The sequence below is a fragment of the Pseudomonas sp. lyk4-R2A-8 genome, assembly GCF_030209095.1.
GTDB classification, from domain to species: Bacteria; Pseudomonadota; Gammaproteobacteria; order Pseudomonadales; family Pseudomonadaceae; genus Aquipseudomonas; species Aquipseudomonas quebecensis.
Genome location: NZ_JARVSS010000017.1, coordinates 72,101 through 97,172, shown reverse-complemented (window position 1 = coordinate 97,172; position 25,072 = coordinate 72,101). Strand labels below are relative to the sequence as shown.

At 56.2% G+C, this 25,072-nt stretch carries 20 protein-coding genes and 1 other RNA gene; 13 read left to right on the top strand and 8 right to left on the bottom strand.

The features are described from left to right. Positions 1–276 precede the first annotated feature (276 nt). On the top strand, positions 277–594 hold the full coding sequence (locus tag QRN10_RS17975; RefSeq protein WP_285428821.1) for a PA4575 family protein: 318 nt from the start codon (positions 277–279) through the stop codon (positions 592–594). A gap of 6 nt (positions 595–600) precedes the next feature. On the opposite strand, the gene QRN10_RS17970 is transcribed toward QRN10_RS17975, so the two are convergent. Next, entirely contained in the window at positions 601–2,424 is a 1,824-nt protein-coding gene (locus QRN10_RS17970) for a hypothetical protein (RefSeq protein WP_285428820.1), read from the bottom strand. Positions 2,425–2,588: 164 nt separating this feature from the next. On the opposite strand from QRN10_RS17970, the gene QRN10_RS17965 reads away from it, so the two are divergent. Then, on the top strand, positions 2,589–3,077 hold the full coding sequence (locus QRN10_RS17965; protein WP_181080042.1) for a TIGR00645 family protein: 489 nt from the start codon (positions 2,589–2,591) through the stop codon (positions 3,075–3,077). 15 nt (positions 3,078–3,092) lie between these two features. Here the strand turns inward: QRN10_RS17965 and QRN10_RS17960 are convergent, their stop codons facing one another. From QRN10_RS17960 to QRN10_RS17950, 3 genes are all read right to left on the bottom strand, one after another. Continuing rightward, complete coding sequence (locus tag QRN10_RS17960; RefSeq protein WP_285428819.1) at positions 3,093–4,526, bottom strand: ArnT family glycosyltransferase; 1,434 nt, start codon at positions 4,524–4,526, stop codon at positions 3,093–3,095. Positions 4,527–4,640: 114 nt separating this feature from the next. After that, positions 4,641–5,672 (bottom strand): hypothetical protein, encoded by a 1,032-nt coding sequence (locus tag QRN10_RS17955; RefSeq protein WP_285428818.1) that lies wholly within the window; start codon positions 5,670–5,672, stop codon positions 4,641–4,643. Between the two features lie 100 nt (positions 5,673–5,772). Continuing rightward, complete coding sequence (locus tag QRN10_RS17950) at positions 5,773–6,030, bottom strand: DUF6124 family protein (protein WP_285428817.1); 258 nt, start codon at positions 6,028–6,030, stop codon at positions 5,773–5,775. A gap of 854 nt (positions 6,031–6,884) precedes the next feature. Between QRN10_RS17950 and QRN10_RS17945 the strand changes: the two genes are divergently transcribed. The 11 genes from QRN10_RS17945 (at position 6,885) to QRN10_RS17895 (ending at position 19,712) form a co-directional block, all read left to right on the top strand. Further along, positions 6,885–7,166, top strand: a complete 282-nt coding sequence (locus QRN10_RS17945; RefSeq protein WP_285428816.1) for a hypothetical protein — start codon at positions 6,885–6,887, stop codon at positions 7,164–7,166. Positions 7,167–7,211: 45 nt separating this feature from the next. After that, positions 7,212–7,784 carry a restriction endonuclease subunit S gene (locus QRN10_RS17940; protein ID WP_285428815.1) on the top strand — a complete coding sequence of 191 codons (573 nt, stop codon included), beginning with the start codon at positions 7,212–7,214 and terminating at the stop codon, positions 7,782–7,784. 3 nt (positions 7,785–7,787) lie between these two features. Next, on the top strand, positions 7,788–9,311 hold the full coding sequence (locus QRN10_RS17935; protein WP_285428814.1) for a type I restriction-modification system subunit M: 1,524 nt from the start codon (positions 7,788–7,790) through the stop codon (positions 9,309–9,311). Next, a complete protein-coding gene (locus QRN10_RS17930) occupies positions 9,301–10,476 on the top strand; it encodes a restriction endonuclease subunit S (RefSeq protein ID WP_285428813.1) in 1,176 nt (391 codons plus the stop codon). The genes QRN10_RS17935 and QRN10_RS17930 overlap by 11 nt, the downstream gene beginning before the upstream one ends. Next, positions 10,476–11,312, top strand: coding sequence for an HAD family hydrolase (locus QRN10_RS17925; protein WP_285428812.1), 837 nt, complete (start codon positions 10,476–10,478; stop codon positions 11,310–11,312). Before QRN10_RS17930 ends, QRN10_RS17925 begins: the two co-directional genes overlap by 1 nt. A 172-nt stretch (positions 11,313–11,484) precedes the next feature. Beyond that, positions 11,485–14,760, top strand: coding sequence for a type I restriction endonuclease subunit R (locus tag QRN10_RS17920; RefSeq protein ID WP_285428811.1), 3,276 nt, complete (start codon positions 11,485–11,487; stop codon positions 14,758–14,760). Next, positions 14,757–15,533 (top strand): M48 family metallopeptidase, encoded by a 777-nt coding sequence (locus tag QRN10_RS17915; RefSeq protein WP_285428810.1) that lies wholly within the window; start codon positions 14,757–14,759, stop codon positions 15,531–15,533. The genes QRN10_RS17920 and QRN10_RS17915 overlap by 4 nt, the downstream gene beginning before the upstream one ends. A gap of 1,202 nt (positions 15,534–16,735) precedes the next feature. Next, positions 16,736–18,136, top strand: a complete 1,401-nt coding sequence (locus tag QRN10_RS17910; protein WP_285428809.1) for a YfjI family protein — start codon at positions 16,736–16,738, stop codon at positions 18,134–18,136. Continuing rightward, positions 18,129–18,482 (top strand): hypothetical protein, encoded by a 354-nt coding sequence (locus QRN10_RS17905; RefSeq protein ID WP_285428808.1) that lies wholly within the window; start codon positions 18,129–18,131, stop codon positions 18,480–18,482. Before QRN10_RS17910 ends, QRN10_RS17905 begins: the two co-directional genes overlap by 8 nt. After that, positions 18,466–19,446 (top strand): integrase domain-containing protein, encoded by a 981-nt coding sequence (locus tag QRN10_RS17900; protein WP_285428807.1) that lies wholly within the window; start codon positions 18,466–18,468, stop codon positions 19,444–19,446. The genes QRN10_RS17905 and QRN10_RS17900 overlap by 17 nt, the downstream gene beginning before the upstream one ends. Next, positions 19,443–19,712, top strand: a complete 270-nt coding sequence (locus QRN10_RS17895) for a hypothetical protein (protein ID WP_285428806.1) — start codon at positions 19,443–19,445, stop codon at positions 19,710–19,712. Before QRN10_RS17900 ends, QRN10_RS17895 begins: the two co-directional genes overlap by 4 nt. A gap of 146 nt (positions 19,713–19,858) precedes the next feature. Here the strand turns inward: QRN10_RS17895 and QRN10_RS17890 are convergent, their stop codons facing one another. The 4 genes from QRN10_RS17890 to QRN10_RS17875 all read right to left on the bottom strand — a co-directional run bounded on the left by QRN10_RS17890 (position 19,859) and on the right by QRN10_RS17875 (position 25,012). Next, positions 19,859–21,115, bottom strand: a complete 1,257-nt coding sequence (locus QRN10_RS17890; protein WP_285428805.1) for an integrase domain-containing protein — start codon at positions 21,113–21,115, stop codon at positions 19,859–19,861. A gap of 187 nt (positions 21,116–21,302) precedes the next feature. After that, positions 21,303–21,692: a transfer-messenger RNA gene (gene ssrA / locus QRN10_RS17885) on the bottom strand. Positions 21,693–21,786: 94 nt separating this feature from the next. Further along, positions 21,787–22,065 carry a PA2433 domain-containing protein gene (locus QRN10_RS17880; RefSeq protein ID WP_253509425.1) on the bottom strand — a complete coding sequence of 93 codons (279 nt, stop codon included), beginning with the start codon at positions 22,063–22,065 and terminating at the stop codon, positions 21,787–21,789. 136 nt (positions 22,066–22,201) lie between these two features. Beyond that, positions 22,202–25,012, bottom strand: coding sequence for an FAD-binding and (Fe-S)-binding domain-containing protein (locus QRN10_RS17875; RefSeq protein WP_266246838.1), 2,811 nt, complete (start codon positions 25,010–25,012; stop codon positions 22,202–22,204). Positions 25,013–25,072: the final 60 nt, after the last annotated feature.

The following is a 25,072-nucleotide window of genomic DNA, read 5'->3' as shown; positions in this document are numbered from 1 at the left end:
TTCTAAAAGTAAATGACGCTGAAATGCTGACGCCACTCCTCGTCCTTGTAGTGAGCGAGCTGGCCTCGCGCGGGCCTGTTCGGCCAACGCAAGGTTGGCAGAAATGACAATAATTTGACTGGCGCCCGGAGGCGCTTGCACCGTTGGTCTCTACGGCCTTGGTTTGTCGTGGTTTTCTTCTATTCTGAAGATTAGGGATATCTGCAGGAGTCGCTGGATAGAGACAGCCTCGCCCACGCGCCGGGGTTGAACACCGATCTACCGAGGGTCGCCGCCATGCCGCGCAACCTCTGTCTTACCCGCCAGTACTTCGGCCTGGCTACCCGTATCGAATGCGTCATTCGCCCTCTCGCGGGGGATGACGGCCTGTGGACGGTCTTATTCGCCGCCGGAATGAGCGGTGAGCAACCTTCAGCCGTCAAATCCCAGGGACCTTTTCGCGGTCCCGTGGAAGCCGCCAAACTGCTCGACTCGATCGTCGAAAATCTGACAGGGCAAGGCTACAAGCATGCCGAGGACCCGCCGATCTGGCGCCTGCACCTGCAGGCTCATCTGCGATCGCTTAACCGCAGCCACGAACAGCTCGCGCTGTAGCCAGGCTTATTTGTTTTCGGGCTTGTCCAGTTTGACCTCGAACCCGTATTGCACGGTAATCAGGTCGGTGCGCTGATAGCTTTCCAGAACGGTCGGCCGGCCGTAAAAATAATGCACATCAAACAGCGCCGTGCCGTATTCCGCGGCGCGGTGGCTGACGCCCAGGATTTCCTTGAGGTAATTGCCGCTGGCGTCCTTGGCGTAGAAGCGCCAACTGTCGGCCGGAAAGGCTTTCTGATCGACGATCAGCGCGTTGTCCTTGAGCGACAGGCCCTTGGGCAGGGTCGTTGCGTCAATCTGGTTCTTTTCGATGGTCGCCAGGAACAGCGGAATCGAGCCCACCACAAAGGCCGGGGTTTCCGGAAACAGTGTGAGATCGTAGGTGAGGGTGCCGCGCGCCGGGTTCAGCTCATACGCCTCGGTCGGCAACTCGATGGGCTCGCCGCGCTCGCCCTTGTCATCGGCGGTAAAGAAGGTCACCGGCGACTCCCCGCTGTTGCGCTCGGCGCCCACCAGATCATCGTTGAAGGTGAAGGGATGGTCGAACACGATGGTCGCGGCGCTGGCGTCTTCGACGGACTGGCTGATAGTGACGCTGTTTTTGAGTTGCTCTTCGGTCAGCGTGGCGTCTTTGAGCCAGGCCGCGGCGCCGTCCTCATACACCGTGACCGGCATGGGCAGGGCCTGCACGGTTTTTTCCAGGCTGTTTCTGTCGAAGCGCTGCACGGGCAGGTCCAGGTCCTTGCGTGTGATCGACGCCTGGGAAAAGTCCAGCACGTTGACCTGCAGGGTGTCGACCAGGCCATTGAAATAAACCTTGGCGTAATGGGTGCTCTGCTGGTGCTCGAAGGCTTTTCGCTCGTCGTTGAGCTGTTGCTCGAATGCATCGGACCAGGCGTTCTGCTTCTGCATCTCGGCCAGTTGTTTCTGATAGAACGTCACCTGGGCTGCACTCTCATTGATGGCGCCCGCACGGGTGAGAAACTGCCCGGTGCCGTCGCGCGCCTGCACAAGCAGCGGGTTGGGGGATTCATCGCCCACTTGGGGGGCGAGGGGCGCACGGTTGGTCAGTTCGATTTCGGCGTAGTTCTTCTCCAGGCGCAGCAGGTTAACGCTGATCGCGCCCTCGGTGCGCGGGTGGCCCACGTCCTTTTTCGCCAGGTCGAACGTCAGCACATTGCCCGGCGCGATGACTTCCACTGTGCCCTTGAGGCTGACCGGCTGCGGCTGGCTTTTGTTTTCGGTCTCGATGCCGTCGATGAACGGGTAGGTCACCGTCAGATCATCGGGGTTGGTCAGGTTGGAACTGCTGGGACTCAGCTGGATGCCCGGGTCGGTTTCCGACCACTCCGGTTGGAACGGGATGACCTTATGGTTGCTGAGCGTCACGGACTGCCATTCCAGGCTGTGGGGAAACGGGAATTGATCGGGCTGGTTAAAGTTGAATGGAAAGACCGGCTGCAGATCCGTCAGGTAATCGGAGTGAGAGGTCTTGCGCAGCACGAACAGGCCATTGATGTAAGTGTCCACCAGTGCCTGGGGCGTGGGGTAATGCTTGAGCAGAGCCAGGCTGTCTTCGCCGTACTCGGGCTCGATGGGCTTGCTGGCGAGCTTGATCTGCGCGCGCTCGAGCAACAGCAGGGAACCGCCGAGGTCGGCGATGGCGTCGCGCAGCTTGGGGTCCTGGATGCGGTCGAGGGATTGTTCGAACTGCGCGGTCTTCTCTTCGAGCGTGGCTTGTTTTTTTTCATCATCAGGCGAGCAACCGCCCGCCAGCAGCAGCGCCGCACATAAGCCGATACCGGCCAAAGGGGTTCGCACATCCATCATCTGAGAGTCTTCCTGTCCGACGTCATCGAGCCGAGTTGATGGGCTCGACACTAGCAGAAAAATTCTCTTACAGAAGCCGCTCAGGTCAGTTTTCTCGCGGTTACAGCGCTTTGGTGGCGGCTGGTATACTCGCCGCCGTTTCTAACCACGCTGTGTGAGATCCAATGGAACGCTTTATTGAAAATGCGATGTACGCCTCGCGCTGGTTGCTGGCGCCGATCTACCTGGGATTGTCCCTGGGGTTATTGATCCTGGCGTTGAAATTCTTCCAGGAAATCATCCACGTCATTCCCAACATCTTCAGCATGTTGGAAGCCGAAGTGATCCTGCTGCTGCTGTCATTGATCGACATGGCCCTGGTCGGCGGCCTGCTGGTGATGGTGATGATCTCCGGCTACGAGAACTTCGTCTCGCAGCTGGATATCGATGACAACAAGGAAAAGCTCAACTGGCTGGGCACCATGGACTCTTCGTCGCTGAAGATGAAAGTGGCGGCGTCCATCGTGGCGATTTCCTCCATCCACTTGCTGCGCATCTTCATGGACGCCAAGAACGTCGATCCCCAGCACCTGATGTGGTACGTGATCATCCACATGACCTTCGTGGTCTCGGCTTTTGCCATGGGTTATCTGGACAAACTCACCAAGCATTGATACCGCGCGCCGGCCTTACTGTTCGATGAAGTAGTAGGGCTGGCGGTTGACGGCCATCTCCTTGATCACCTTGACCTGTGTGCTCAGCCGGTCGGTATGGTCCAGCAGCGCAACGTTGCCGGGCCTGGCGGCGAGGTAGCTGTGCAGTTGCGCTTCGGTTTGCAGGATCTTCAAATAGCCCTGCATGTAGAACACGCCGGCTCCGGCGATGCGTTCGTTGGGTTGAAACAACGCCACATCCCTGCCTTCGGCCTGCAGTGCCTGGATCTGGCTGATCAAGGGCACGAACGAATGGCGCACGTCGGCCTTGGGGGCAAACCAGAACGCTGCCGTCAGATAGCAGGCCACCGCCACGGCGAACACGCTGCCGATCACGCGCTTATGGTGCTTGTACAACGCCGGCTTGTGCGCCTGGAGCCACGCCAGCAGCACCCGCGCATACTCGGCGGCCAGGACCGCGGCGGCGGGCGTCAGGGCCATCAGGTACACCGTGCGTTTGCTTGAGGCCAATGTCAGCAAGGTGAACTGTGCCACCAGCCAGACACTGAAAAACAAGTGGTAGCGATTACGCGCCAGGCTTTTGCGCAAATGCCATAGCCCCAGGTACACCAGGATGTTCCACGGTAAAAATGCTTCGGGCAGTTTCAGCAGGTAGTAATAGAACGGCTCGTAATGCCCGGCCTCGACGAATTCGCCGCTGAAGCGCCCCACGCTGTTGGTCCACAGAACCTCGCCCACCGCCTGCAGGCCGCCGCGCTGGAACAGGAACATCAGCCAGATCAGCAGAGGAATCAGGGCCAACAGGGTAAACGCCGCCGGTTTAAGCCAATCCCCGAGGCGCAGGCGTTTGTCCAGCAGGGTGGTGCTGGCCAGGTAGACGAAAATCACCACGCCGGGCATCGCCAGGCCCAGCACGCCTTTGCTCAAGGTGGCGATCACCATCCCGGCGGTGAACAGCGCCCAGGCGCCGGTTGCCGAAGCCTGACGGTCGGGTCGCACCGCCTGGTAGAACGCCAGCAGGGCAGTGGTCACACCGAGGGTGAGCAGTGAGTCCTCGCCCACGCCGCGCACGTTGCTCCAATAACTGGCCATGGTCGCCAGGATCAACGCCGCGCTGAAGGCCAAGGTCTGCGGGCGCCCGAATCTGCGCAGCATCGCGTACAGCAGCATCACGCTGAACAACCCGGCAAACGCCGAGGCCAGGCGTACCGCCCAGGGGCTGGCGCCGAACAGTCGAATCGCCCCGGCGTCCAACCAAAGGCTCAGGGGCGGCTTTTCCAGGAAGGGCTCGCGAAACAGCTGCGGCACCACCCAATCATTGTCCAAGTGCATGGCCATGGCGATCCCGGCGACGCGGGCTTCGGTTGAGCCTTGCAGTTCGTGGTTACCCAGGGCAAAGAAAAACAACAGACCAGCGAGCAGGAGCAGCAGAGGGGCGGGACGCGTCATGGGGTGTGGGTACCGGGCAGTGGGCCGTTCGGGGGAACGGCCTTGGCATCCGGCTAGTATCGGTCGGGGTTTCTGAACATTTCGTGAACGACCGTCGGATTTCTCTATCGGTGTTCAGGGTGCCTGCAAGCTGGGCAGCGCGGCTTTGCCTTGAGGCGTCAGGACCGGTGCCAATTGCTCCCAGGTAAACGCCAGCTCGTTGTCGCAGCCGTCGCCGTTGGCCGGTGTCGAAAGTTGCAGGCCCTGGGTGTTGAAGCTCAGGTCGAACCGGGAATAGTCGGTGATCGCCGGGCAGCCCTCGTCGGTACTGGTTTGCTTGACCAGCCAATGGCTGAACGTGGCGGGCAGCGTCACCTCGCCGGAATAGGCGTCATGCCATTGCTGGCGCGCTCCCAGCCATGTCCACGGGTCGACGCCTTCGCCGGTCTGCAGATTAAACGAATGCAACCCCCAACTGATGCCCCTGGCGCCTGTACCGGCGGCCCAGCGATAGAACCTGACCGTTATCCACTGCGACGACCAATAGGTCGGCTCAACCACGATTTCACTGGTATAGGCCGAACCGTTTCGCCCCAGATACTCACGCCGCTCGCGCAGGAAGTCAGCCTGGTCATCGTCGTTAACGGCCAGCGCGGCGAGTTGCCGATTGATCTTCTGCACCGCCGGGCCTTCGCCTTCGAGTTGCAGCGTGACGCGCGCGCCTTGCGTCTTGAGCTGATAACGGTGCTCGCCGAAGGCTTTCTTCTCCACCTTGACCGGCAGCGGCGCCGCTTCCAATGCAGCGTTATACGCATCGCTGCCACAACCGTCGCCTGGCGTGCCCACGCGTTGCAGGGTAATCGGCAGCGGTGTGCCGCCCTTCGTTTTGCTCCACGCGCCTGCCAGCGTATTGCCCTGCAAGCCGCCAAGCGTCCACAACCCGGTATTGCCTTCTTCCACCCACGGCGCATTGGCACTTGCCTGGGTCAGTTGGATGGGCGTGAGGATGCGCTGGTAGTAATAACTGCCATGCTCCCCGCCGGCGCCGTTGAAGCAGGCCGTGATGGCGGACTTGCCCAGCGTCCCCTTCCAGACGCCCGCCAGGTCGGCAGCGCAGGTGAGCAATGGCGTACAGGCGAGGGCGAACACAGCGAGAGGCTTGAGCACGGGTATCTGACTTCCGGATGTCTGATAAAGGCCGACAGGTTAATCGGGACCGTACCCGGATACCAGCCGGGCAAGCCTTGCGGCCCGCCCGTTGCGCTCACTACGGCAGCGCTTGCGCATGAGGGAATGACAGGGTGTCCAGCAAGCGGTCGATTAATAACTCACCCAGCACGATCAACTGTTGGCTGGCCAACAACTTCTGACGATGCGCACCTTCCAGCTCGAACGCCAGGTCGGTGGTCATGACGTTCAATGCGGCCAGGGTTTCGCAGGCTTGGACCAGTAATGCTTCCGGGGGGATGTTTGGGGCGATGGTGAAGATGTTGGGGGTTGGGGGGTTGGGGGTGATTTTTTTCATGGCTCAAACTCCTTGATTGATGGAGTCGCCAGACATCGCTGCTAAACGAAAAGGGTGGCGACTGTGCGCGGGTTAGCAGACCAGGAATCAAGGAACCCGGCGCACCCGAAGGTGCCCCACGCACAGCCGCCATAATTCGTACCAGTCGATGCTGGAAGCATCGCTCGAACGGTAGGTGGCTTTGCAGGCCTTGATGTTAAACGAGCTGCTAAACCCGGTCGCTGATTTTGCAGCGACGCAAGGAGGCTATCTGCGTAGGAGTTGTTGCACCAGTTCATCACGAGCGCTGCATGTTGAAGGAAATTTCCGAGGAGCGGCCAGCCGGGTGTTTCCGGAGAGTAAAAACGACAAAACCCGCACGGGGCGGGTTTTGTCGATGCTTTGAGTTGGTGGGCCGGGGTAAGTTGAAATGACGCTGTATCTTGCTGATTTTAATAGTTAATTTGTCTTCAGTGTTCTAGGCTGGAATACCAAATGGAATACTGTCGACAGGATTGATCTGTAAAAATCGCTACTAGTGCGTTCTGACACCGTGCGTTTTGCAAAAAGGAATAGTAGAGGTTGACCCGCGAGCAATTCGGTAGCTGCCGCATGCTACGTGGTTGAGAGGGGATTGTAGCGATTAGGACGGGTAGGGGGGGCGTAAAATCGCGAGCGGAATGCGCTTCTTCAGCGATTCTGACATCCGATTTGGTTCTGTAGGATCGCTACTGCAAAAAAAAGGTTGACGACGAGTTGAGATAAGGCGATATTTATCTCGCCAGAATCAGTAGAGTGTCTACTGTATGAAAATGGCGCGGCAGGTTGCACCCTGCCGCTATTGCAATAACCGACTCGTTAGGAGAGCTATAGCTATGAAACTTTACCAAATTAACTACGACCTGCGTAAGAAACGTGATTACCAATCCCTGTCTGAGCGCATTCAAGCCTACGGCACCTGGTGCCGGCCACTGGAGTCCACTTGGGTTGTTGCCACGACCCAGACCGCAGCTCAGGTGCGAGATAACATCAAAGCAGTGATGGATGCTGATGACGGCTTACTGGTAACCCGTCTCCAGGGCGACGCTGCATGGTATGGCTTGGCAACTGAGCAAGCCAAATGGCTGCAGAGCCAGTATCAGCGCTGCGAAGTGTAACTACCAATTTTGCGCCAAGGACGGCGCTTTCCCCCAGAGCTATCTATGCCAACCCCGTTATTCAAGTTGAGCGAACTGGCTGATGTCCGTTCCGGATACACATTCCGTGGCGCGCTGGAGCACGATCCATCAGGGGATGTACGCGTATTGCAAATCAAAGACCTACGCCAAAACGCAGCGATTGAACCTGACACTCTGGCTGCAGTTACCTGGGATGCCCGTACCGTTCCACCTCGGCTTCAGTCAGGCGACATCGCCGTTATCGCCCGTGGGGATACCAACAAGGCCGTGCTGTATGCAGGCGAGCAGTCGGTTGTAGCGACGAGCCAGTTTTTTGTTGTCTCGGCCACACGGTCAGAAGTACTGCCAGCGTACCTTTGTTGGCTGATCAACTTACCGCAAAGCCAGCGTAGCCTTGAACGCAGCGGCAGCGCGATTCAAGCCATCAGCAAAGCGTCCTTGATGGACATGCAGATTCCCCTTCCGCCGCTCGCGACCCAGCAGAGGCTGATTGCCCTGCAAGCAGTGTGGAATAAAGAGGATGAAATGATCGCGCGTCTGCAAACTAACAGAGAGCAAATGCTGCAAGGCATTTACCAGCACCTTATTAAGGTTTGAACCATGAACGACAAAGTTAACCAAGATGATATCAACAAGGCACTGTGGGCGGCATGCGACACTTTCCGAGGCACTATCAGTGCTGACACCTACAAAGATTTCATCCTCACCATGCTGTTTCTTAAGTACATAAGTGATGTGTGGCAGGATCACTACGACAACTATAAGGCGGAGTATGGTGACGAGCCGGAGCTGATCGAGGAAATGCTTAAGAATGAGCGTTTCGTTCTGTCGCGTGAAGCCAGTTTTTACTCACTCTTTGAGCATCGCCACGAGCCAGGTAACGGTGAACGCATTGACCAGGCGTTACACGCCATCGAGGAAGCTAATGGCGCTAAACTCAAAGATTCCGGCAAGAGCGTATTTCAAGACATTTCTTTTAACACTGACAAACTCGGTGAAGAGAAACAGAAAAATACCATACTGCGTCATCTACTAGAAAATTTTGCCGGACCCGAACTCAATCTTAAGCCTTCCCGCGTCGGCAGCCTAGATGTGATCGGAAACGCCTACGAGTACTTAATCAAGAACTTCGCCGCAAGCGGTGGGCAGAAGGCCGGTGAGTTCTATACCCCGCCGGAAGTCTCCGAGCTGATCGCCGAGCTCCTCGACCCTCAAGCGGGCGACACCATTTGCGACCCTGCCTGCGGCTCGGCCTCACTATTGATGAAGTGTGGGAGAAAAGTGCGCGAACATCACAACAGCAAGCAATATGCCCTATATGGCCAGGAAGCCATCGGCTCTACTTGGTCGTTGGCCAAGATGAACATGTTTCTCCACGGGGAGGACAACCACAAAATCGAGTGGGGCGATACCCTGCGCAACCCCAAGCTGCTGGACAGCAACGGACAGCTACTAAAATTCGATATTGTTACCGCCAACCCGCCGTTTTCGTTGGATAAGTGGGGCCATGAAGAAGCTGAGCACGATCAATTTGGCCGCTTCAAACGCGGTGTCCCGCCGAAAACTAAGGGGGATTTCGCTTTTATCCTACATATGATCGAAACCCTGAAAGCCAAGACTGGGCGAATGGCAGTGATCGTACCGCACGGCGTGCTGTTCCGCGGATCAAGTGAAGGCAAGATTCGCCAACAGTTGATCGAGGAAAATTTGCTGGATACGGTGATTGGCCTTCCAGAAAAACTTTTCTACGGTACTGGCATCCCAGCCGCAGTCTTGATTTTCAGCAAGGCCAAGGTCGATGACAACGTACTATTTATTGATGCTAGCCACGATTTCAAAACCGGTAAAAATCAGAATATCCTGGGTGAGGAGCAGATCAATAATATCCTAATCACTTATCGCCACCGTATTAACTCGGAAAGATTTAGCTACCGAGCCAGCCTGCAGGAAATCCGTAATAACAATTACAACCTAAATATCCCGCGCTATGTCACTACTATCGAGACTGAAGAGGAAATAGACCTGCTCGAGGTACGGAAAGAGCGTGCGGAATTAAAGGCACAGCTTGCAGAGCTGGAAGTAGTTATGGACGGCTATCTGAAGGAATTGGGTTATGGAGCCTAATGGATGGCATCGCTCCACCGTCGGGGAGTTGTGCGAATTAATAAACGGAAACGGTTTCAAACCAGCTGATTGGGCAGAAGAAGGGCTCCCAATCATTCGAATTCAGAACCTAAATGGCTCTGCTGATTTCAACTACTTTGCGGGCATACCAAATCCCCGCTGGGTTGTTATGCCCGGTGATATTCTTTTTGCCTGGGCCGGCACCAAGGGAATCTCTTTCGGAGCTAAGCTGTGGCTTGGTCCAAAGGGCGTTTTGAATCAGCATATTTTTAGGGTGGTAGCAAAAACGGTAGTCGACACAGGTTGGCTCTACGAGGCTCTGCGTACAGTTACGGAACGCGTCGAAAACCAAGCGCATGGTTTCAAAGCAACCTTATTACATGTACAAAAAGTCGATATCACGGAGCAGTTATTATTAGTTCCTACGCTATCTGAGCAGAAGAGAATCGCAAGTATTTTATCTATTTGGGATCAAGCGATCTCCGTTGCAGGTAAATTACTTGCCAATAGCCTTCAGCATAAGAAAATTCTCGAAGCTGGGCTGCTGTCCGGGAGAAAAACAATTTTAGGTTTTGGGCCTTGGACAAAAAAACGTATAGGAGATTTCATTGAGGAAAGCAGACTAGCAGGGAGTACCGGGGATATTGCAAAAAAACTGACCGTTCGCCTCTATGGTCAGGGTGTTATTGCTAAAAGCGAAAAACGACAGGGAAGTGAGTCAACAAAGTACTACAAACGGCTAGCCGGGCAATTTATATACAGCAAGCTCGATTTCTTGAATGGTGCCTTTGGGATTGTCCCATGCAGCTTAGACGGGTACGAATCAACATTGGATCTGCCAGCGTTCAACTTCAAGAAAAATGTGGATGCGCAGTGGTTCCTGAAGTTTGTTTCCAGAGAAAGTTTTTACAACTCTCAACTTGGATTGGCTAATGGTGGTCGAAAGGCAAGACGCGTGAATCCGAAAGATTTGCTTGATGTAAAAGTTGATGCTCCAAGCTATGAGGAACAACAAGAAATTTCTCGGATACTTGTAGCTGCTGATCGTGAAGTGGAGATCCTTAGAAGGCAACTCGATTTTCTTAAGCAGGAAAAAAAAGCGCTTATGCAACAGCTGCTCACCGGCAAACGCTGTGTGAAGTTCCATGAACCGGAGGTTGCTTGATGGCTAGGAAACACATCCCTTTTGTGATTGCCTATGACTTCGACGGCACCCTGTCACCCGGCAATATGCAGGAGTACAATTTTGTGCCGGCATTGGGCATCAAACCGGCGGAGTTCTGGCGCGCGGCGAAGGCTATGGCTCAGGAGCAGCAGGCTGACGAGATTCTGGCTTATATGCGCCTGATGATCGAGAAGGCTCAGGCCGCCCGGGTGCCGGTGCGCAAAAAGGATTTTGCCGATTTTGGGGCCCATATTCAGCTGTTTCCAGGTGTGCAAGACTGGTTCAAACGCATTACTGAATATGGCCGTGCCAAGGGCGTAAAGGTCGAGCACTTCATCATCTCGTCGGGGCTGCGCGAGATGATCGAGGGAACCCCGATCAACAGGCATTTCACTCGCGTCTATGCCTCAGGTTTTATGTACGACCATAACGACGTCGCGCACTGGCCAGCATTGGCGGTGAACTACACCACCAAAACCCAGTACCTGTTCCGCATTAACAAGGGCAGCCTGGATGTACACGATAACTCGGTGATCAACAAGTTCGTCGAGCCAGCCGAACGGCCTGTGCCGTTCAATAATATGGTTTTTATCGGCGACGGCGAGACCGACATTCCCTCAATGCGCTTGGTCAAGAGTCAGGGCGGTCATTCGATTGCCGTTTACGGTAAGGGCAAACGCGGTGCCCGCGAAAAGGCACTCATGCTGGTCAAGGAAGGGCGTACCAACCTAGCGACCACTGCCGATTACACTGATGGTTCGGCTATTGATCACGCCGTGAAGGCGATGATCGACAAGGTAGTATCTGATCGCGCAATCGCAGAGGCGAATGGCTGATATGACAGGTAGCGACCTTATCCTCTAAAGCACGGATGATGTTTTGGCGCAGTTCATCCTGCGCTAAATAGATGTTCAACCATGAGTGGGTCTATGACCCACATAGCAGTCAAATTCATGAGCTGATTAGTTTCCAGCAACAGCTGGCGGGCGGCTTGGAGAACTACAGCGGATGATACCAACACCTAAATTCCAGGAAGAATTCAGCGCAAAACTTCCTGCTCTGGCTCTGCTATGCAACCTCGGTTGGCAGTTCCTCTCACCCGAGCAGGCACTGACAGCAAGGAGCGGTAAGAGCGACGAGGTGGTTTTGCGTGAAGTATTGCGTGAGCAACTGAGCAAGCGACGTTTCTTGTTTGGCGGGAGTGAATACCCACTATCAGCCAAGGCCATCGACAACCTTATCAGTGAAATGTGCAGCCCAGCGCTTAACGAAGGGCTGCAGGCCGCCAACGAGCGGCTGTACAACCATTTGCTGTATGGCATCTCGGTGACGGAGTTCTTGGACGGCAAAAAAGCCAACCCGACCGTGGCGTTGATCGACTGGAACAACCCCGCGAATAATAGCTTCATCTTTACCGAAGAATTTCGCGTGCTGCGCAGCAATGGTGTGGAGTCGCGGAGGCCGGATATTGTTTGCTTCGTTAACGGTATTCCGCTTGTAGTGATCGAGGCCAAGCGGCCCGATAGCAATACGCAGAAAGGCCCGACCATCGAGGAAGGCGTTTCGCAGAGTTTGCGCAACCAGCGTCACGACGAAATCCCAAAGCTATTCGCCTACAGCCAATTGTTGCTTTCTATCAATGGCAGCGATGGGCGCTACGCCACATGTGGTACGCCTGCGAAATTCTGGGCGGCTTGGCGTGAGGAAGATATCACTACCGCAGAGTTGTATGCACTGAAGAACCGCAAGCTGAATGCCGCACAGAAGGCCTCTATCTTCAGCCATCGCCGTCCCCGTGATCTGGACTGGTATGACACCCTGATTGCTGGCGGCGATCTAGCGCTGACCGGCCAAGATCAGTTACTTATCAGCCTGCTCTCTCCTGCTCGGCTGTTGGAGATGACTCGCTACTTCACCCTGTTCGACAAGAAGGCTGGCAAGATCGTTGCTCGCTATCAGCAGGTATTTGGCATCAAACGGCTGATCGAGCGGATTACCCACAGACGCAAAGACGGTGGCCGCGAGGGAGGGGTTATCTGGCATACAACAGGCTCGGGCAAGTCATTCACCATGGTTTTCCTGAGCAAAGCGCTGATCCTGCATGACTCGCTCAAGCAGTGCCGCATTGTGGTAGTCACCGACCGAGTCGATCTGGAAAACCAACTGAGCAAGACTTTCGCTTCGGGCGGCGAACTGGCAGGCAAGAAGGATCGCGAGGCAGCCATGGCCACTTCCGGAACTCGCTTGGCGGAGCAGATCGGTAAGGGTAATGAGCGCATCATTTTCTCGCTAATCCAGAAGTTCAACAGCGCCACCAAGCTGCCGCAATGCGTGAACACTAGTGCTGACATCATCGTGCTGATCGATGAAGGTCACCGCAGCCAAGGCGGTGAAACCCATACCCGCATGAAGCAGGCGCTGCCCAATGCGGCTTTTGTAGCGTTTACCGGGACACCACTGCTCAAAGACGACAAGACTACAAATAAGTTTGGCCCCATCGTGCATGCCTACACCATGCAGCGAGCGGTGGAGGATCAAGCAGTGACGCCGTTGCTCTATGAAGAGCGCATCCCCGATCTGGATGTGAGCGCTCGCGCTATCGATAGCTGGTTCGAGCGCATCACTGAAGGGCTGAGCGATCAGCAGAAGGCCGATCTAAAGCGCAAGTTCGCCAAGAAAGGTCACATCTACAGCGCAGATGATCGAATTCGTTTGATTGCACTTGATATCGCCAACCACTTCGTTAAAAACATTGATGAAGGCCTCAAAGGACAGTTGGCCTGTGACAGTAAGGCGTCGGCGGTAAAGTACAAGCAGTATTTGGATGAAGCGGGTCTTTTCGAAAGCGCTTTGGTGATGAGCTCACCGGATAGCCGCGAAGGCAACTCCGAAGTGGATGAGGCTGCTTCACCGGAAGTAACTCAATGGTGGAAGAACAACGTTGGGAGCGTGGATGAGCAGGTATACACCAAGCAGGTGATTGAACGGTTCGATAAAGATGATTCGCTCAAGCTTTTGATCGTAGTGGACAAGCTGCTGACGGGCTTCGATGAGCCGAAGAATACCGTGCTGTACATCGACAAGCCTCTCAAGGAGCACAACCTGATTCAGGCTATTGCACGGGTCAACCGCTTGCATCCCCTGAAGAAATTCGGCCTGCTGATTGACTATCGGGGCATTCTCTCAGAGTTGGATACCACGATTCAGAAGTATCAGGATTTGGCTTCTCGTACTCAGGGTGGCTATGACATAAATGACATCGCCGGCCTCTACAGCCAGATGAGCAGCGAGTACAAGCGGCTGCCTCAACTGCACAAACAACTATGGGCGATTTTTGCCGATGTAAAGAACAAAGGCGATATCGAACAGTTGCGCCAGGTTCTGGTACCCAAGATGCAGGAGCGGGGCAGTGAGCTGGTGGATGTAAATCTTAAAGTGCGCGAGGACTTTTACGAGGCCCTAACCGAGTTCGCCAGTTGTCTGAAGATTGCATTGCAATCAGCTTCTTTCTTCGAGGACACTAGCTTCAGTGACGCTGACCGTGCTCACTACAAAGAAACGCTCAAGCAGTTCTCCAGCCTTCGCCAACTGGCCAAACAGGATGCAGGTGAGACGGTGAACTATGACCAGTACGCCGAACAGATCCGCAAGTTGCTGGATAAGCATGTGGTTGGCGTGGAGATTAAAGACCCAAGTGGCGTTTATGAAGTCGGCAAGATGGGGCAGCAAAGGCTTGATCAGTGGAGTGAGGACAAGACACGCAACGAAACCGATATCATCAAGACCCGCGTGAGCAAGATCATTGAGCAGGGGCTACGTGACGACCCCTATGCCCAAGAAGCATTTTCTAAGCTGCTCCGCCAAGTCATTGAAGATGCTACAAAGCTGTTCGATCATCCGCTCAAGCAGTACCTGCTATTCCATGAATTTGAACAGCAGGTGCAGGCGCGCAAACTAGATGAGCTACCGGACGTATTGGCGAGTAACCGCCATGCCCAGGCTTACTTTGGTGTTTTCAAAAAAAGTCTTCCGGAAGTTCTGATCTCATCCAATGAGCAGGTACAGGAGCACTGGGTGAAGCTGGCTTTTAGTCTGGATGAAATGGTCATAACCTCTGTGGCCGAACACTCAATCAACCCACAGAATATTGAAAGCGATATTCGCAAGAAGCTGTTACCGCTGCTCTTTAGGGAGTGTAAGGCAGTGGGCGGCGGCATGGATCAGGCGAAGACCATAGTTGAGTGGGTAGTGCAAATCACGCGGGTGGGCTTGTCCGGCCTATGAGCGCTCCCATCGTCATGAATACTCCGCCTAATCCACCAGCGCAAAGCTGGCTGAGCTTTTACTACGGCGATGAGTTGATACAGGTTGAATGTGAGCAACGACCGCGCGAGGTTTCGCGTATTCTGATCAAGGTCGATCCAGATTGCCGTGTGCGGGTCAGTGCACCGGCTGGTGCTAGCGATGAGCAGGTATTGGGTGCACTGAAGCGACGCGGCCGTTGGATTTATCAGCAGCTTCGTGAGTTCCGCGCTCAGGTTATGCATGTCCGCCCGCGGCAGTACATCAGCGGAGAAAGCCACTACTATTTGGGTAAGCAATATGTGCTTAAGGTCGTGGAAGCGCCTGATGGGCCGCAACAGGTGCGTCTACTGCGTGGCAAGCTCGAGGTGTCTGTCCGTGTGAGGTCGGCTGGAAAGGTACACGAGCTACTGCACTCTTGGTATAAGACACGTGCCCGCGAGGTTTTTAATCGACGTCTGGAGGCAGTATTGCAGCGGTCTCTCTGGGTTTCTGGCAAGCCGCCACTGCGCATCCTGAGCATGCAAACGCAGTGGGGTAGTTGCTCTCCCACAGGTCGCATCACGCTCAACCCCCATTTGGTTAAAGCATCTCGCGAATGCATTGACTACGTAATATTGCATGAGCTGTGCCATATCGCGGAGCACAACCACAGTGAACGTTTTTATCGGCTCATGCAGCTGGTAATGCCTGAATGGGATAGGGTGAAAAAGCAATTAGACGGTATGGCAGCGTCTTTACTCAATGGCGGTTGACTGTAAGCTCATTTCTATCATATCAAGAGATAACGATCATCGTCGCTTGTGCGAAAAGAATCCAGGCGATCCCCCAGTAAGCATTTAAGGCAGGCAGACACTGATAATGTGTTGTGAAGCCGTTACGTTACCTCCCAATCAACCAACTTCGATGCCTAAGTCTGTAATTGTCGTTTGAGACTTGCTTTTTCCGCCAAACCCTCCGATTAAGCGATCTTTGATCGCGCCTATCGGAGGGTTCACTCGCTTTTTCTTGAAGCTACCTCCTTCCGTCCTCCCATTTTCTTTTACCCGTCAGTAATTACCGTGGTCTCTATCGAGCGCAGAGCCATTTCAGTGTATGTGCAGATCTTTTCGTTGGGCATGGATGTAGGTATGGCGACAGCGGCGACGCCGGCGACAACCCTTGTAGAACGTCACCTGGAGCGTGGCGACAAAAGTGGCGACAGTCGCCGCTTTTTGCGCGCTTTGGCCGCGATACTTGACCGCCTTTTCGAATGGGTATAAAAATTTGCGCACGGATCGCTGTCTTTGACAGCACCAGCCCAGGTAGCCAGAACCTTTAAGGCTACGCCACTTGTGTGGTGGTTCTCCCAAAGTGCGATTAGCATCCGGCGGCTCGCACGGTCACTTCCCAAGAGTGATGGGTGCTCACTCGACTTATCTGCCCACTGCGGCAGACGATGGACCTACCTCGCTGCGCTGCGGCAACCTCACCTATCGGCACACTTCGCTGCGTCAGACCGCGCCCGTCTCTTTCTTCTGGAAAGAGACGGGCGCTCGTACCACTGCTGCAAGCCACGTCGTACAGGGCATTGCCGCAACTTTCCTCGTGACAATCGGCCTGACAACTCCGATTCGTCGCCATCCGCAACGACACAGACACCGGTGCCGCAGCCTACGGAAGGGCTGCACCTGACTAACAGTCAGGCATGCACCAAGTGTCCAGGTCTTTGCTTTCTCTCACCCAGGATCTCTAGGTGCCGAACTCGTCAGTCGGCACAGCCTCCACCCGCCCGCATCTTCGGATGCGTTTAAGGAGGCCAGATTCATGGGTTCATGCCCTTGCTCCCGGTCGTAAGGAGCCGTTCGTTCCGCGTCAGTGAACACCTCACAGGCCGCAGGGGCCTTGATCCCTGATAACACTCAACAGCCGTGGCGGGACTACGTGAGGACAACCAGCAGTGAACGAGGAGAGGGCCATGCAGCAGTTAGATCCGAAGCTTGAACTACCACGACCACCTCGACCGCTGATTGAGTCGAACCCCGTTGCCCAGCCTTATCCGGTGCAGGCACTGGGTGGGATCCTAGGGCCTGCGGTCGAACGCATGGCCGAGGTTATCGGGGTGCCCCAGGCATTGGCTGCACAATCGGTGCTGGCTGCTTCGGCGCTGGCCACTCAAGGTCATGCGGGCTTACAGCTCGATGGGAGAAATTATCCGCTGTCGCTTTACCTGATCACCGTGGCCGCGTCCGGCGATCGCAAAACTGCGGCAGATCGATGTGCATTGCTGCCTGCACGACAATGGGAGCGTGAACAATGGCAGCGTTACCGCGAACAGCTTGCTCGGTACCGTGCAGCACAGCGCCAGATGCAGCGTATCAACCCTGCCGATCCCGACTCCGCGAACGGTGTACCGCTCGAAGCGGAGCCCTCTGCACCGAGGCTGATTACCACGGACCCAACTATTGAAGCGCTGATCAAAGGGCTCTGTCATGACCTGCCGAGCATGGGGTTGTTCTGCGATGAAGGGGGACAATTCCTCGGCAGCAGCACCATGAGTCGAGATAACCGTTTGAAAGCGGTTACGACCTTGTCGTCGCTCTGGGACGGCAGTCCGATAGATCGCGCGCGGTCTATGGCGGGTGAAAGCTTGCGAGCTTACGATCGACGCTTAAGCCTGCACCTGATGCTGCAACCGTATCTAGCCATGCAGTTACTCAGTGACCCATTGCTGCAGGGGCAAGGCATTCTCGGTCGCTGCCTCATCACCTGGCCCACCAGCCTGGCCGGACAACGCAGTTACCAGTCTGTCGACTTGTCCAAAGACCCCGCCCTAAAGCGATATCACCACCGTCTTTCGGCCCTGTTTCATCAGCCTTGGTCACTTTCCGCTGACGGTGCCTTGCGGCTATCACCGCTGACACTGAGTCCGTTAGCCCGCCGTCGCTGGATTGATTTGCATGATGCCATCGAAGCTCAGTTGGGGGAGTTTGGCGAGCTGGCCAGCGTACGGCCCAGCGGATCAAAGGCCGCCGATAACCTGCTGCGCGTCGCCGGCATTCTTGCAGTTGTGGAGGAGAGCAGCGTCGTGGAGGTCGACCATATTCAACGGGCCTCCGCTTTAGTCGGCTACTACCTCACCGAGATCCAGCGCGTGACTGAGCAGGAACCAGTGTGTCGGGTAAAGGAAGAGGCGGACCGGTTGCTGCGATGGCTACAGGTCAAAGATTGGAAGCGTTTCAGTATTCGTGAATTGAATCGCAACGGTCCCCGTTTTGCCCGTAAGAGCAGTCGTCATACCGCCAAGCTGTTGGTCGAGTTGATTGATCATCAGTGGCTCATCACCGACGGCCACACCTTCGAGGTGCGCCATGTTTAATCTTGATGAAGCGCTGCGCAACCATCTGGCTCAGCGCGAAAAGGAGCCGAAAGCGCAATTTGTCGCCGCTACTGTCGCCACTTTGTCGCCACGCTCAAAGCCAGGCAGGGCTAGGGATGTCGCCGCTGTCGCCGGTGTCGCCACCACCCGTAAAACTATCACCTCGACGACAGCCATCATTCAGGTGTTGAAAGAGCAGGGCGTGCATCTCTACGTCACTGACAACACGCTGTGTTTTCGCCCGACTGATTGGGCTCAGTTCGCGATTGTAAGTGCGCACTGGCGAGCCCTTTTGCATGATCTCGCGGCAGTCGATCAGGAACAGAGAAATGGCTCGGGTCGGTAAGCGAGCGGGGCGCAATTTCGGCTTCGGTCGCCAGCTTAGCTATGCTGGACCGCAAGCACTGAAAGACCTGTTTGGCGACGGCCATTTTGCTACCGTCAAAGCCCATAGTGATCGCTGGCAGGCGTTCGTGCATTGGTGTCGATCCGATGAAGGACCGAGGGTCAACGACGCGCGCCAGATAGACCGCGAGATCCTCATGCGGTACGCCGTCCACGTGCGGGAGCAGGTTGATCAGGGCAACGTCGGCATTGCCACCGCGCAGAACCGACTGTCCAGCGTGAACAGAACGATGGCCGCGCTGCGCGGTGATCAGTACGTCAAAATCCCGAGTCCGAGTAAGGCGCTTGGCTTGCAGCGCTCAAGCGTGCGTAGTGAGGCTCCGCAAGGCCAAGACCGTGCGCAGGTCGAGTTGATCGCGCGGGCTCTGTCAGATCGTCAGCAATCGAGGGTGAGTGCCATTGTGCTCCTCGCCCGTGAGACTGGTATGCGCCTGCGCGAAGCGATCCTGGCCGATCTGCCCCGACTGCAACGTGAGGGTCGGCAACTGGGCAAGATCAACATCCAGGATGGCACCAAAGGTGGTCGATCAGGGGCCTCGGCACCGCGCTGGATTACGGTAACGGATCAAGTTCGCGATGCCCTGGATTGGGCCAGCGCGACCTCACCCAATGGCAGCCGGAATTTGTTGGCGCCCGACGAAAGCTACAAAGACTTTATGCGGGCAGTTGTGCGACCGGCACGGGACATCCTGCATGAGTATGGATTGAAAGGTTTTCATGAGCTGCGGGCGGCTTACGCCTGTGAGCGCTATGAGCAACTAATCGGTTTTCCTGCACCCGTTAATGGTGGTCGTGTTCATCAAGAGGATCGAGCACTCGATCAGCAAGCCCGTAAGCAGATCAGCTACGAGTTGGGACATAACCGCATCGATGTGGTGAGTGCCTACATCGGAGGCCGGCGATGACGGCCGAGTTCGACATAGCGTTGTTCCTGCGCCCTATGCTCAAAGGTGCACATGCCACGCAGCAGCGGCACATCAGGCAAGCAGAAAGGATGCACGAGGTGATTCGTGAACGCTGGGGTTGCGCGACTCCCTGGTCCTGGAGAGAAAAGCACGTGAGATGGTTTCTGGAGCACTATTTGCGCTGCTCAGCTCCAGCTACCATCTACTACTACGAGTTAACAGCGGGGCTGATCCGCCGCAGAAAGGCGCAACTCGTGGTTGTTTGATAGATCTTTAAGCGTGAGCCCCTAAGTATGGGAATGCGGAGCCTTCCCATACTTAGGGGCTTGGCCGAAGAAGCGCAGGCATGCGGCTGATTTAGCGACAGTCGCCACTTCAGTCGCCCTGCTGCACGGCACGAATTGTCGCCTGCTCAGCGTATCGGCACGACGTTACGCTCCCTGGTTTGATTGATGGCGGATGCCGACAGGCTGCCGGTGGCTGCCTTCTGGATATGTTCACTCCACCAGGCCATCATCGGACGCCGGCGTTCGATGTAATCCGCCCGGTTGTAGGCGCTTCGAACTTCGTCTTTATCGACATGCGCCAGCGCGACTTCGATTAGCTCCGGATCCCATCCATGCTCATTCAGAATTGTGCTGGCCATGGAGCGCATGCCGTGGCTGACTAAGCGGTCCTGAAAGCCCATTCGTTTCAATGCCATGTTGGCTGTCTGGCTATTCGCGTGGGTGCGCGGATTTCTATCTGACGGGAACACATATTCCCTGTGGCCGCTATGGGGCTTAAGCGTCTCCAATAACGAGAGTGCATGTTCGGTCAGCGGGATTGTGTGCTGACGACGCTTTTTCATTCGCTCCGGAGGGATGGTCCAGATGCGTTTTTCGAAGTCGATATCTGCCCATCGGGTAGTCGCAGCTTCGGCAGGGCGGGTCATAGTGTGTAGCTGCCATTCGATCAGGCAGCGGGTCGTCCGCTTGATGCTTGCGTTCGCGATTTCCATCATGAGCTCCGGAAGCTCATCTGGTGGTAGCGCTGCCATGTTCTCTTTCTTAGGTTTCTTGAACACCGCTCGAATGCCGCTGAGAGGGTTGGCAAAGATCATTCCGGAATTGACCCCGTAGGTCATGATCTCGTTAAGGCGCTGGCTCACTCGCTTAACTGTCTCGAGGCTGCCTTTGGCCTCAATCGGGCGAAGGAGCTTGATGACCATCGGGGCATTCACTTCCGATAACGGCGTTGATTTCATGCTTGGAAATACATGCAGTGTGAGCGAGCGCCAGATGTCTTCGGCATACGCGGGCGTGACGGAATCCTTCTTCAGCTCGAACCAGGCGGTGGCCACATTCTCGAAGGTGTGCTCCGTTTCCGCTCGTTTGGCTTCCAGCAGCTCATTGCGCTGAGCTTTGGGGTCGATGCCCTGCGCAAGCAGCTCTCTGGCCTCAACGGTTTTCTTCCTGGCTTGCGCAAGAGAAACCTCGGGATAAGAGCCGAGTGCCATGTTGATTCGACTCTTGGTGACGGGATGCCGGTAGTTGAAATTCCACTGCATCGAGCGATTGACCCTGACTCGCAGTTGGAGCCCGTCGCCATCCGTGAGGACGTAATCCTTGTCTTTCGGTTTGACCGCCTTGAGCTGGCGGTCGGAGAGGCGGGTGGTTTGAGCGCACATGAGAAGTACTCCATGACACCTTTTGGTATTCCCAAGATTAGCGCCGGGTAGCCGGGAATGCCATTGGGAATACCAAACTGCCTGGAACTCAAAAAGCCTGGAAAGCCTCCAGTGGCCCTGAAACCCCCGTATTTACTGGATTTCAGACACAAAAAAAGACGTCCGTGGACGTCTTTAGTTGATCAAATGGTGGAGCCGGGGGGATTTGAACCCCCGTCCGCCAGTACTCCGCTGTCGGTACTACATGCGTAGCCGTGTCTATTAAGTTAACCCTTGGCGACCCGACGGGCAGGGTGCTTTGGGCGAGTTGTGTAAGTTTTAGCCGCTTCGTCCACAACGTACTGCACGGCGATTCTGTTCTATATGACAATCATTTTGGGTTTACAGACATCCCCTGATGATTGCTGGGCCCGAAGGCACCAGGAGTGCATGTCAGCTGCAATTAAGCAGCGAGAGCAGCACCGTATTGGTCGTCATTGGCAACTATAAGAAGTTGCAACAGTGGATTTACGAGTTCTGTTACCAACTCGGCATGCACCTAAAGTTTCGCAACCGGCGTCGAATCCTAAACGGCCCCGTGCTTGTAACTCGTTGTTTCATAGTGAGTGACAGGCCTGTGCAGTGTACGCCAAACGGTCACGGAAGGCCAACCCGAAGGTTGGCACATTCGTTCACTGACCGCCTTTCTCGCTATTTTGCAGGTCCTGAAGCGCCTTGGAGGTGATCTCGATGCACTTCTTGTCATCACCCGCCTCATGTGCTGCTTTGGCTTGAGCCACCGCCGTGTCGATTTCACCGCTTTTGCCGCTGGTGTCGGTGGCGAGCAGTGCCTTGCCGTTGTTGATTTTATCCAGGTTGATCTGGCACAGGTCTTTGTCACCGGCAGCGAAAGCGGAAGGGGCCAGCATCGCAGCGGTAATGAACAAGCCAGCAAGAGCGGAACGCTTCATTGGGTATCTCCTTGCGAAAAAAAGCTGGACGCTGCTGGCGTTCGACGGCTGCCAGCGACATCAGTGAAGGCCTCGTTTGTCGAGGCCTGTTCAGATGACTACGCCGGCGCGCAGGGGTTCTGTTTTTTTGCAGGGTTTAATGGACGCGGGCCTGGGTTACCCGGTCCACCAGGTAGACCAGCCCGTGGTAATCAATGCCGCCGTGCTGGCTCAGGCCGATCTCGCAGGTGCGGCTGGTGGAAATGCCTTCGCTGCAAAATTGCACCGCATCCTTGAGCGACCGCAGCGAATGGGCATTGAGTTCCGGCGTGGTGAAGCCCTTGTCACCGGCAAAGCCGCAGCAGTGAATGCCCTCCGGGACGATCACGGTACTGGCGCAACGTCGGGCCAGTTCGATCAGCGCCTGGCTTTCGCCCAGATGCTGGGTGCTGCAGGTGACGTGCACCGCGATGGGCGCTTCCTGTGGTGTGAAATCGAGACGGTCGATGAGGTGCGTGCGGATAAACCGCACCGGGTCATAGAGGTCCAGGCGGGTTTCGCCCAGATCCTGTACCAGGCGCAGGGTGCAGGGGCTGGTGTCGCAGTAGATGGGGTCCAGCCCGCCGCGACTGGCGTGGAGCAGGGCGCCGATCAGTTCCTGACGCTTGTGCTCGGCCTGTTCGGCATAACCTTTGGAAGCGAACGGCTGACCGCAGCACAGGTTGTCCTGATTTTCTGGGATAACCACTTGGTAACCGGCTTTTTCCAGCAGGCCACGGGTTTTGTCGTACAGCGACATCTGCTCCTTGTCACCGGCTGCCGGGCCCATTGCCCGCGACACGCAGGCTGCCAGGTAGACCACGCGAGGCCGTTCGTCAGTGACCGGTGGGCTGAAACGAATGGCTTTTTCCGGCTGCGGCATGGCGGGGGTCCACTGAGGGATTTGCCCTTTGGACAGACGTGTTGCTGCGCCGGACAGTTTGGCCAGGCGCGGTGCCCCCAGCAGCATGCGGGCGCCATTGGCGACATGCAGGGTAAAGCGCGCGCCTTGCAACGCAGTGGCGAAATGGGTGGCGAGCCATTCGGCGGTTTTCGTACGGTCGGCGTCCCTTGCGCGCAGTTTTTTCACCAGATCGCCGGTATTGATTCCCACAGGACAGCGTTGAGCGCAGAGGCCGGTGGCGGCGCAGGTCTCGATGCCCTGGTAGTGGTAGGCCGCCTCCAGTTCGGTGGTATCGACCCCGGCGCGTTTTTTTGCCTGGATGTCGCGCCAGATCACAATGCGCTGGCGCGGGCTCAGGGTCAGCCCTTTGGATGGGCACACCGGCTCGCAGAACCCGCACTCAATGCATTTATCCACCAGCTCATCGGCGGCGGGCAGCGGCTTGAGGTGCTTGAGATGGATCTGTGGGTCGTCGCTGAGCACCACATCCGGATTGAGGATGCCGCTGGGATCAAGCAGGCGCTTGAGTTGCCACATCAATTGGTAGGCGTCGCGGCCCCATTCCAACTCGACGAACGGCGCCATGTTGCGCCCGGTACCGTGTTCGGCCTTGAGCGAACCGCCGAATTCCACCGCAACCAGCTGGGCGACGTCATCCATGAAGGCTTGATAGCGGGTGACTTCCTCACTGCTGTTGAAGCCTTGGGTGAACACGAAGTGCAGATTGCCTTCCAGCGCGTGTCCGAAAAGGATCGCTTCGTCGTAATGATGTTTGTCAAACAGCGCGATCAGGCGGTTTACGCCTACGGCCAGTTGCTCGACCGGGAACGTCACGTCTTCGATGATCACGGTGGTACCGGTCTTGCGCACAGCACCGACGGCGGGGAAGGTGTCTTTACGAATCGCCCACAAACGTGCGTTTTCCACGGGGTCTTCGGTGAAGTCGACCTGTTTTTCTACCGGGAAGCGGGCCAGGGAGGCCATGATCAGGACGAGCTGTTCCTGCAGCAATGAGGACGTTGCCGCGCGGGATTCGATCAGCAGTGCGCAGGCATTTTCTGACAGGTGCTGTACGAATGCAGGCATGCCGGGTTTGTTCTGCACCGAGCGCATGCTGCGTCGATCCAGCAGTTCTACGGCCGATACCGGCTGGGTTTTCAGCACGGTGACGGCGTTGCAGCAAGTTTCCACATCCGGAAAAACAATCAGTGCCGACGCCTTGTTCGGATGATCGACCACAGTGTCGTAGGTGACCGCGCTGATGAACCCCAGGGTGCCCTCGGAGCCCACCAGCAAGTGGCTGAGAATCTCCAGCGGGTCGTCAAAGTCCACCAAGGCGTTAAGTGACAGGCCTGTGGTGTTTTTCAGACGGTATTTGTGGCGAATTTTGGCGGCCAACTCGGTATTTGCCCGCGTTTCGCGTCCCAGTGTCGCCAGGCGGTCCAGCAGTGCGCCATGCTGCGTGCGAAAGGCGCTGACGCTGGCAGGGTCTTCCGTGTCGAGGCGGCTGCCGTCGGCCAGTACCAGACGGATGCCGGCCAGGGTGTGGTAGGTGTTTTGCGCGGTGCCGCAGCACATGCCGCTGGCGTTGTTGGCGACAATGCCGCCGATCTTGCAGGCGTTGATGGAGGCCGGGTCCGGACCGATCTTGCGCCCGAACGGCGCCAGCCAGGCGTTGGCCTGGGCGCCGATCACGCCGGGTTGCAGGCGGATCTGCGTGCCTTGGCCACGAATTTCGCGACCGTTCCAGTTATCGCCCAGCACGATCAGTACCGAGTCGCTGATCGCTTGCCCGGACAAACTGGTGCCGGCGGCACGAAAGGTGACGGGTACTTGGTCGCGTTGGGCCCATTGCAGCAACGCCACGACTTCGTCTTCAGACTCTACGCGGATCACCAGTTGTGGGATCAATCGATAAAAACTGGCGTCTGTGCCGAATGCGAGGGTAGAAAGCGGGTCGTCGAAGCGTCGACTCTTCGGAATCAGCCGTGCGACGTCAGTCAGGAAAGCGGTAGGCAGACTCATCAGTCCTCCAGAAGTAGCTGACGCCGGCGTGATTGTCCGGCGTCGATTCTTACCCTGTTA

Coding starts and splice junctions, on each gene's coding strand:
- QRN10_RS17975 (WP_285428821.1), top strand. CDS start 277: ATGCCGCGCAACCTCTGTCTTACCCGCCAGTACTTCGGCCTGGCTACC.
- QRN10_RS17970 (WP_285428820.1), bottom strand. CDS start 2,424: ATGATGGATGTGCGAACCCCTTTGGCCGGTATCGGCTTATGTGCGGCG.
- QRN10_RS17965 (WP_181080042.1), top strand. CDS start 2,589: ATGGAACGCTTTATTGAAAATGCGATGTACGCCTCGCGCTGGTTGCTG.
- QRN10_RS17960 (WP_285428819.1), bottom strand. CDS start 4,526: ATGACGCGTCCCGCCCCTCTGCTGCTCCTGCTCGCTGGTCTGTTGTTT.
- QRN10_RS17950 (WP_285428817.1), bottom strand. CDS start 6,030: ATGAAAAAAATCACCCCCAACCCCCCAACCCCCAACATCTTCACCATC.
- QRN10_RS17945 (WP_285428816.1), top strand. CDS start 6,885: ATGAAACTTTACCAAATTAACTACGACCTGCGTAAGAAACGTGATTAC.
- QRN10_RS17940 (WP_285428815.1), top strand. CDS start 7,212: ATGCCAACCCCGTTATTCAAGTTGAGCGAACTGGCTGATGTCCGTTCC.
- QRN10_RS17935 (WP_285428814.1), top strand. CDS start 7,788: ATGAACGACAAAGTTAACCAAGATGATATCAACAAGGCACTGTGGGCG.
- QRN10_RS17930 (WP_285428813.1), top strand. CDS start 9,301: ATGGAGCCTAATGGATGGCATCGCTCCACCGTCGGGGAGTTGTGCGAA.
- QRN10_RS17925 (WP_285428812.1), top strand. CDS start 10,476: ATGGCTAGGAAACACATCCCTTTTGTGATTGCCTATGACTTCGACGGC.
- QRN10_RS17920 (WP_285428811.1), top strand. CDS start 11,485: ATGATACCAACACCTAAATTCCAGGAAGAATTCAGCGCAAAACTTCCT.
- QRN10_RS17915 (WP_285428810.1), top strand. CDS start 14,757: ATGAGCGCTCCCATCGTCATGAATACTCCGCCTAATCCACCAGCGCAA.
- QRN10_RS17910 (WP_285428809.1), top strand. CDS start 16,736: ATGCAGCAGTTAGATCCGAAGCTTGAACTACCACGACCACCTCGACCG.
- QRN10_RS17905 (WP_285428808.1), top strand. CDS start 18,129: ATGTTTAATCTTGATGAAGCGCTGCGCAACCATCTGGCTCAGCGCGAA.
- QRN10_RS17900 (WP_285428807.1), top strand. CDS start 18,466: ATGGCTCGGGTCGGTAAGCGAGCGGGGCGCAATTTCGGCTTCGGTCGC.
- QRN10_RS17895 (WP_285428806.1), top strand. CDS start 19,443: ATGACGGCCGAGTTCGACATAGCGTTGTTCCTGCGCCCTATGCTCAAA.
- QRN10_RS17890 (WP_285428805.1), bottom strand. CDS start 21,115: ATGTGCGCTCAAACCACCCGCCTCTCCGACCGCCAGCTCAAGGCGGTC.
- QRN10_RS17880 (WP_253509425.1), bottom strand. CDS start 22,065: ATGAAGCGTTCCGCTCTTGCTGGCTTGTTCATTACCGCTGCGATGCTG.
- QRN10_RS17875 (WP_266246838.1), bottom strand. CDS start 25,012: ATGAGTCTGCCTACCGCTTTCCTGACTGACGTCGCACGGCTGATTCCG.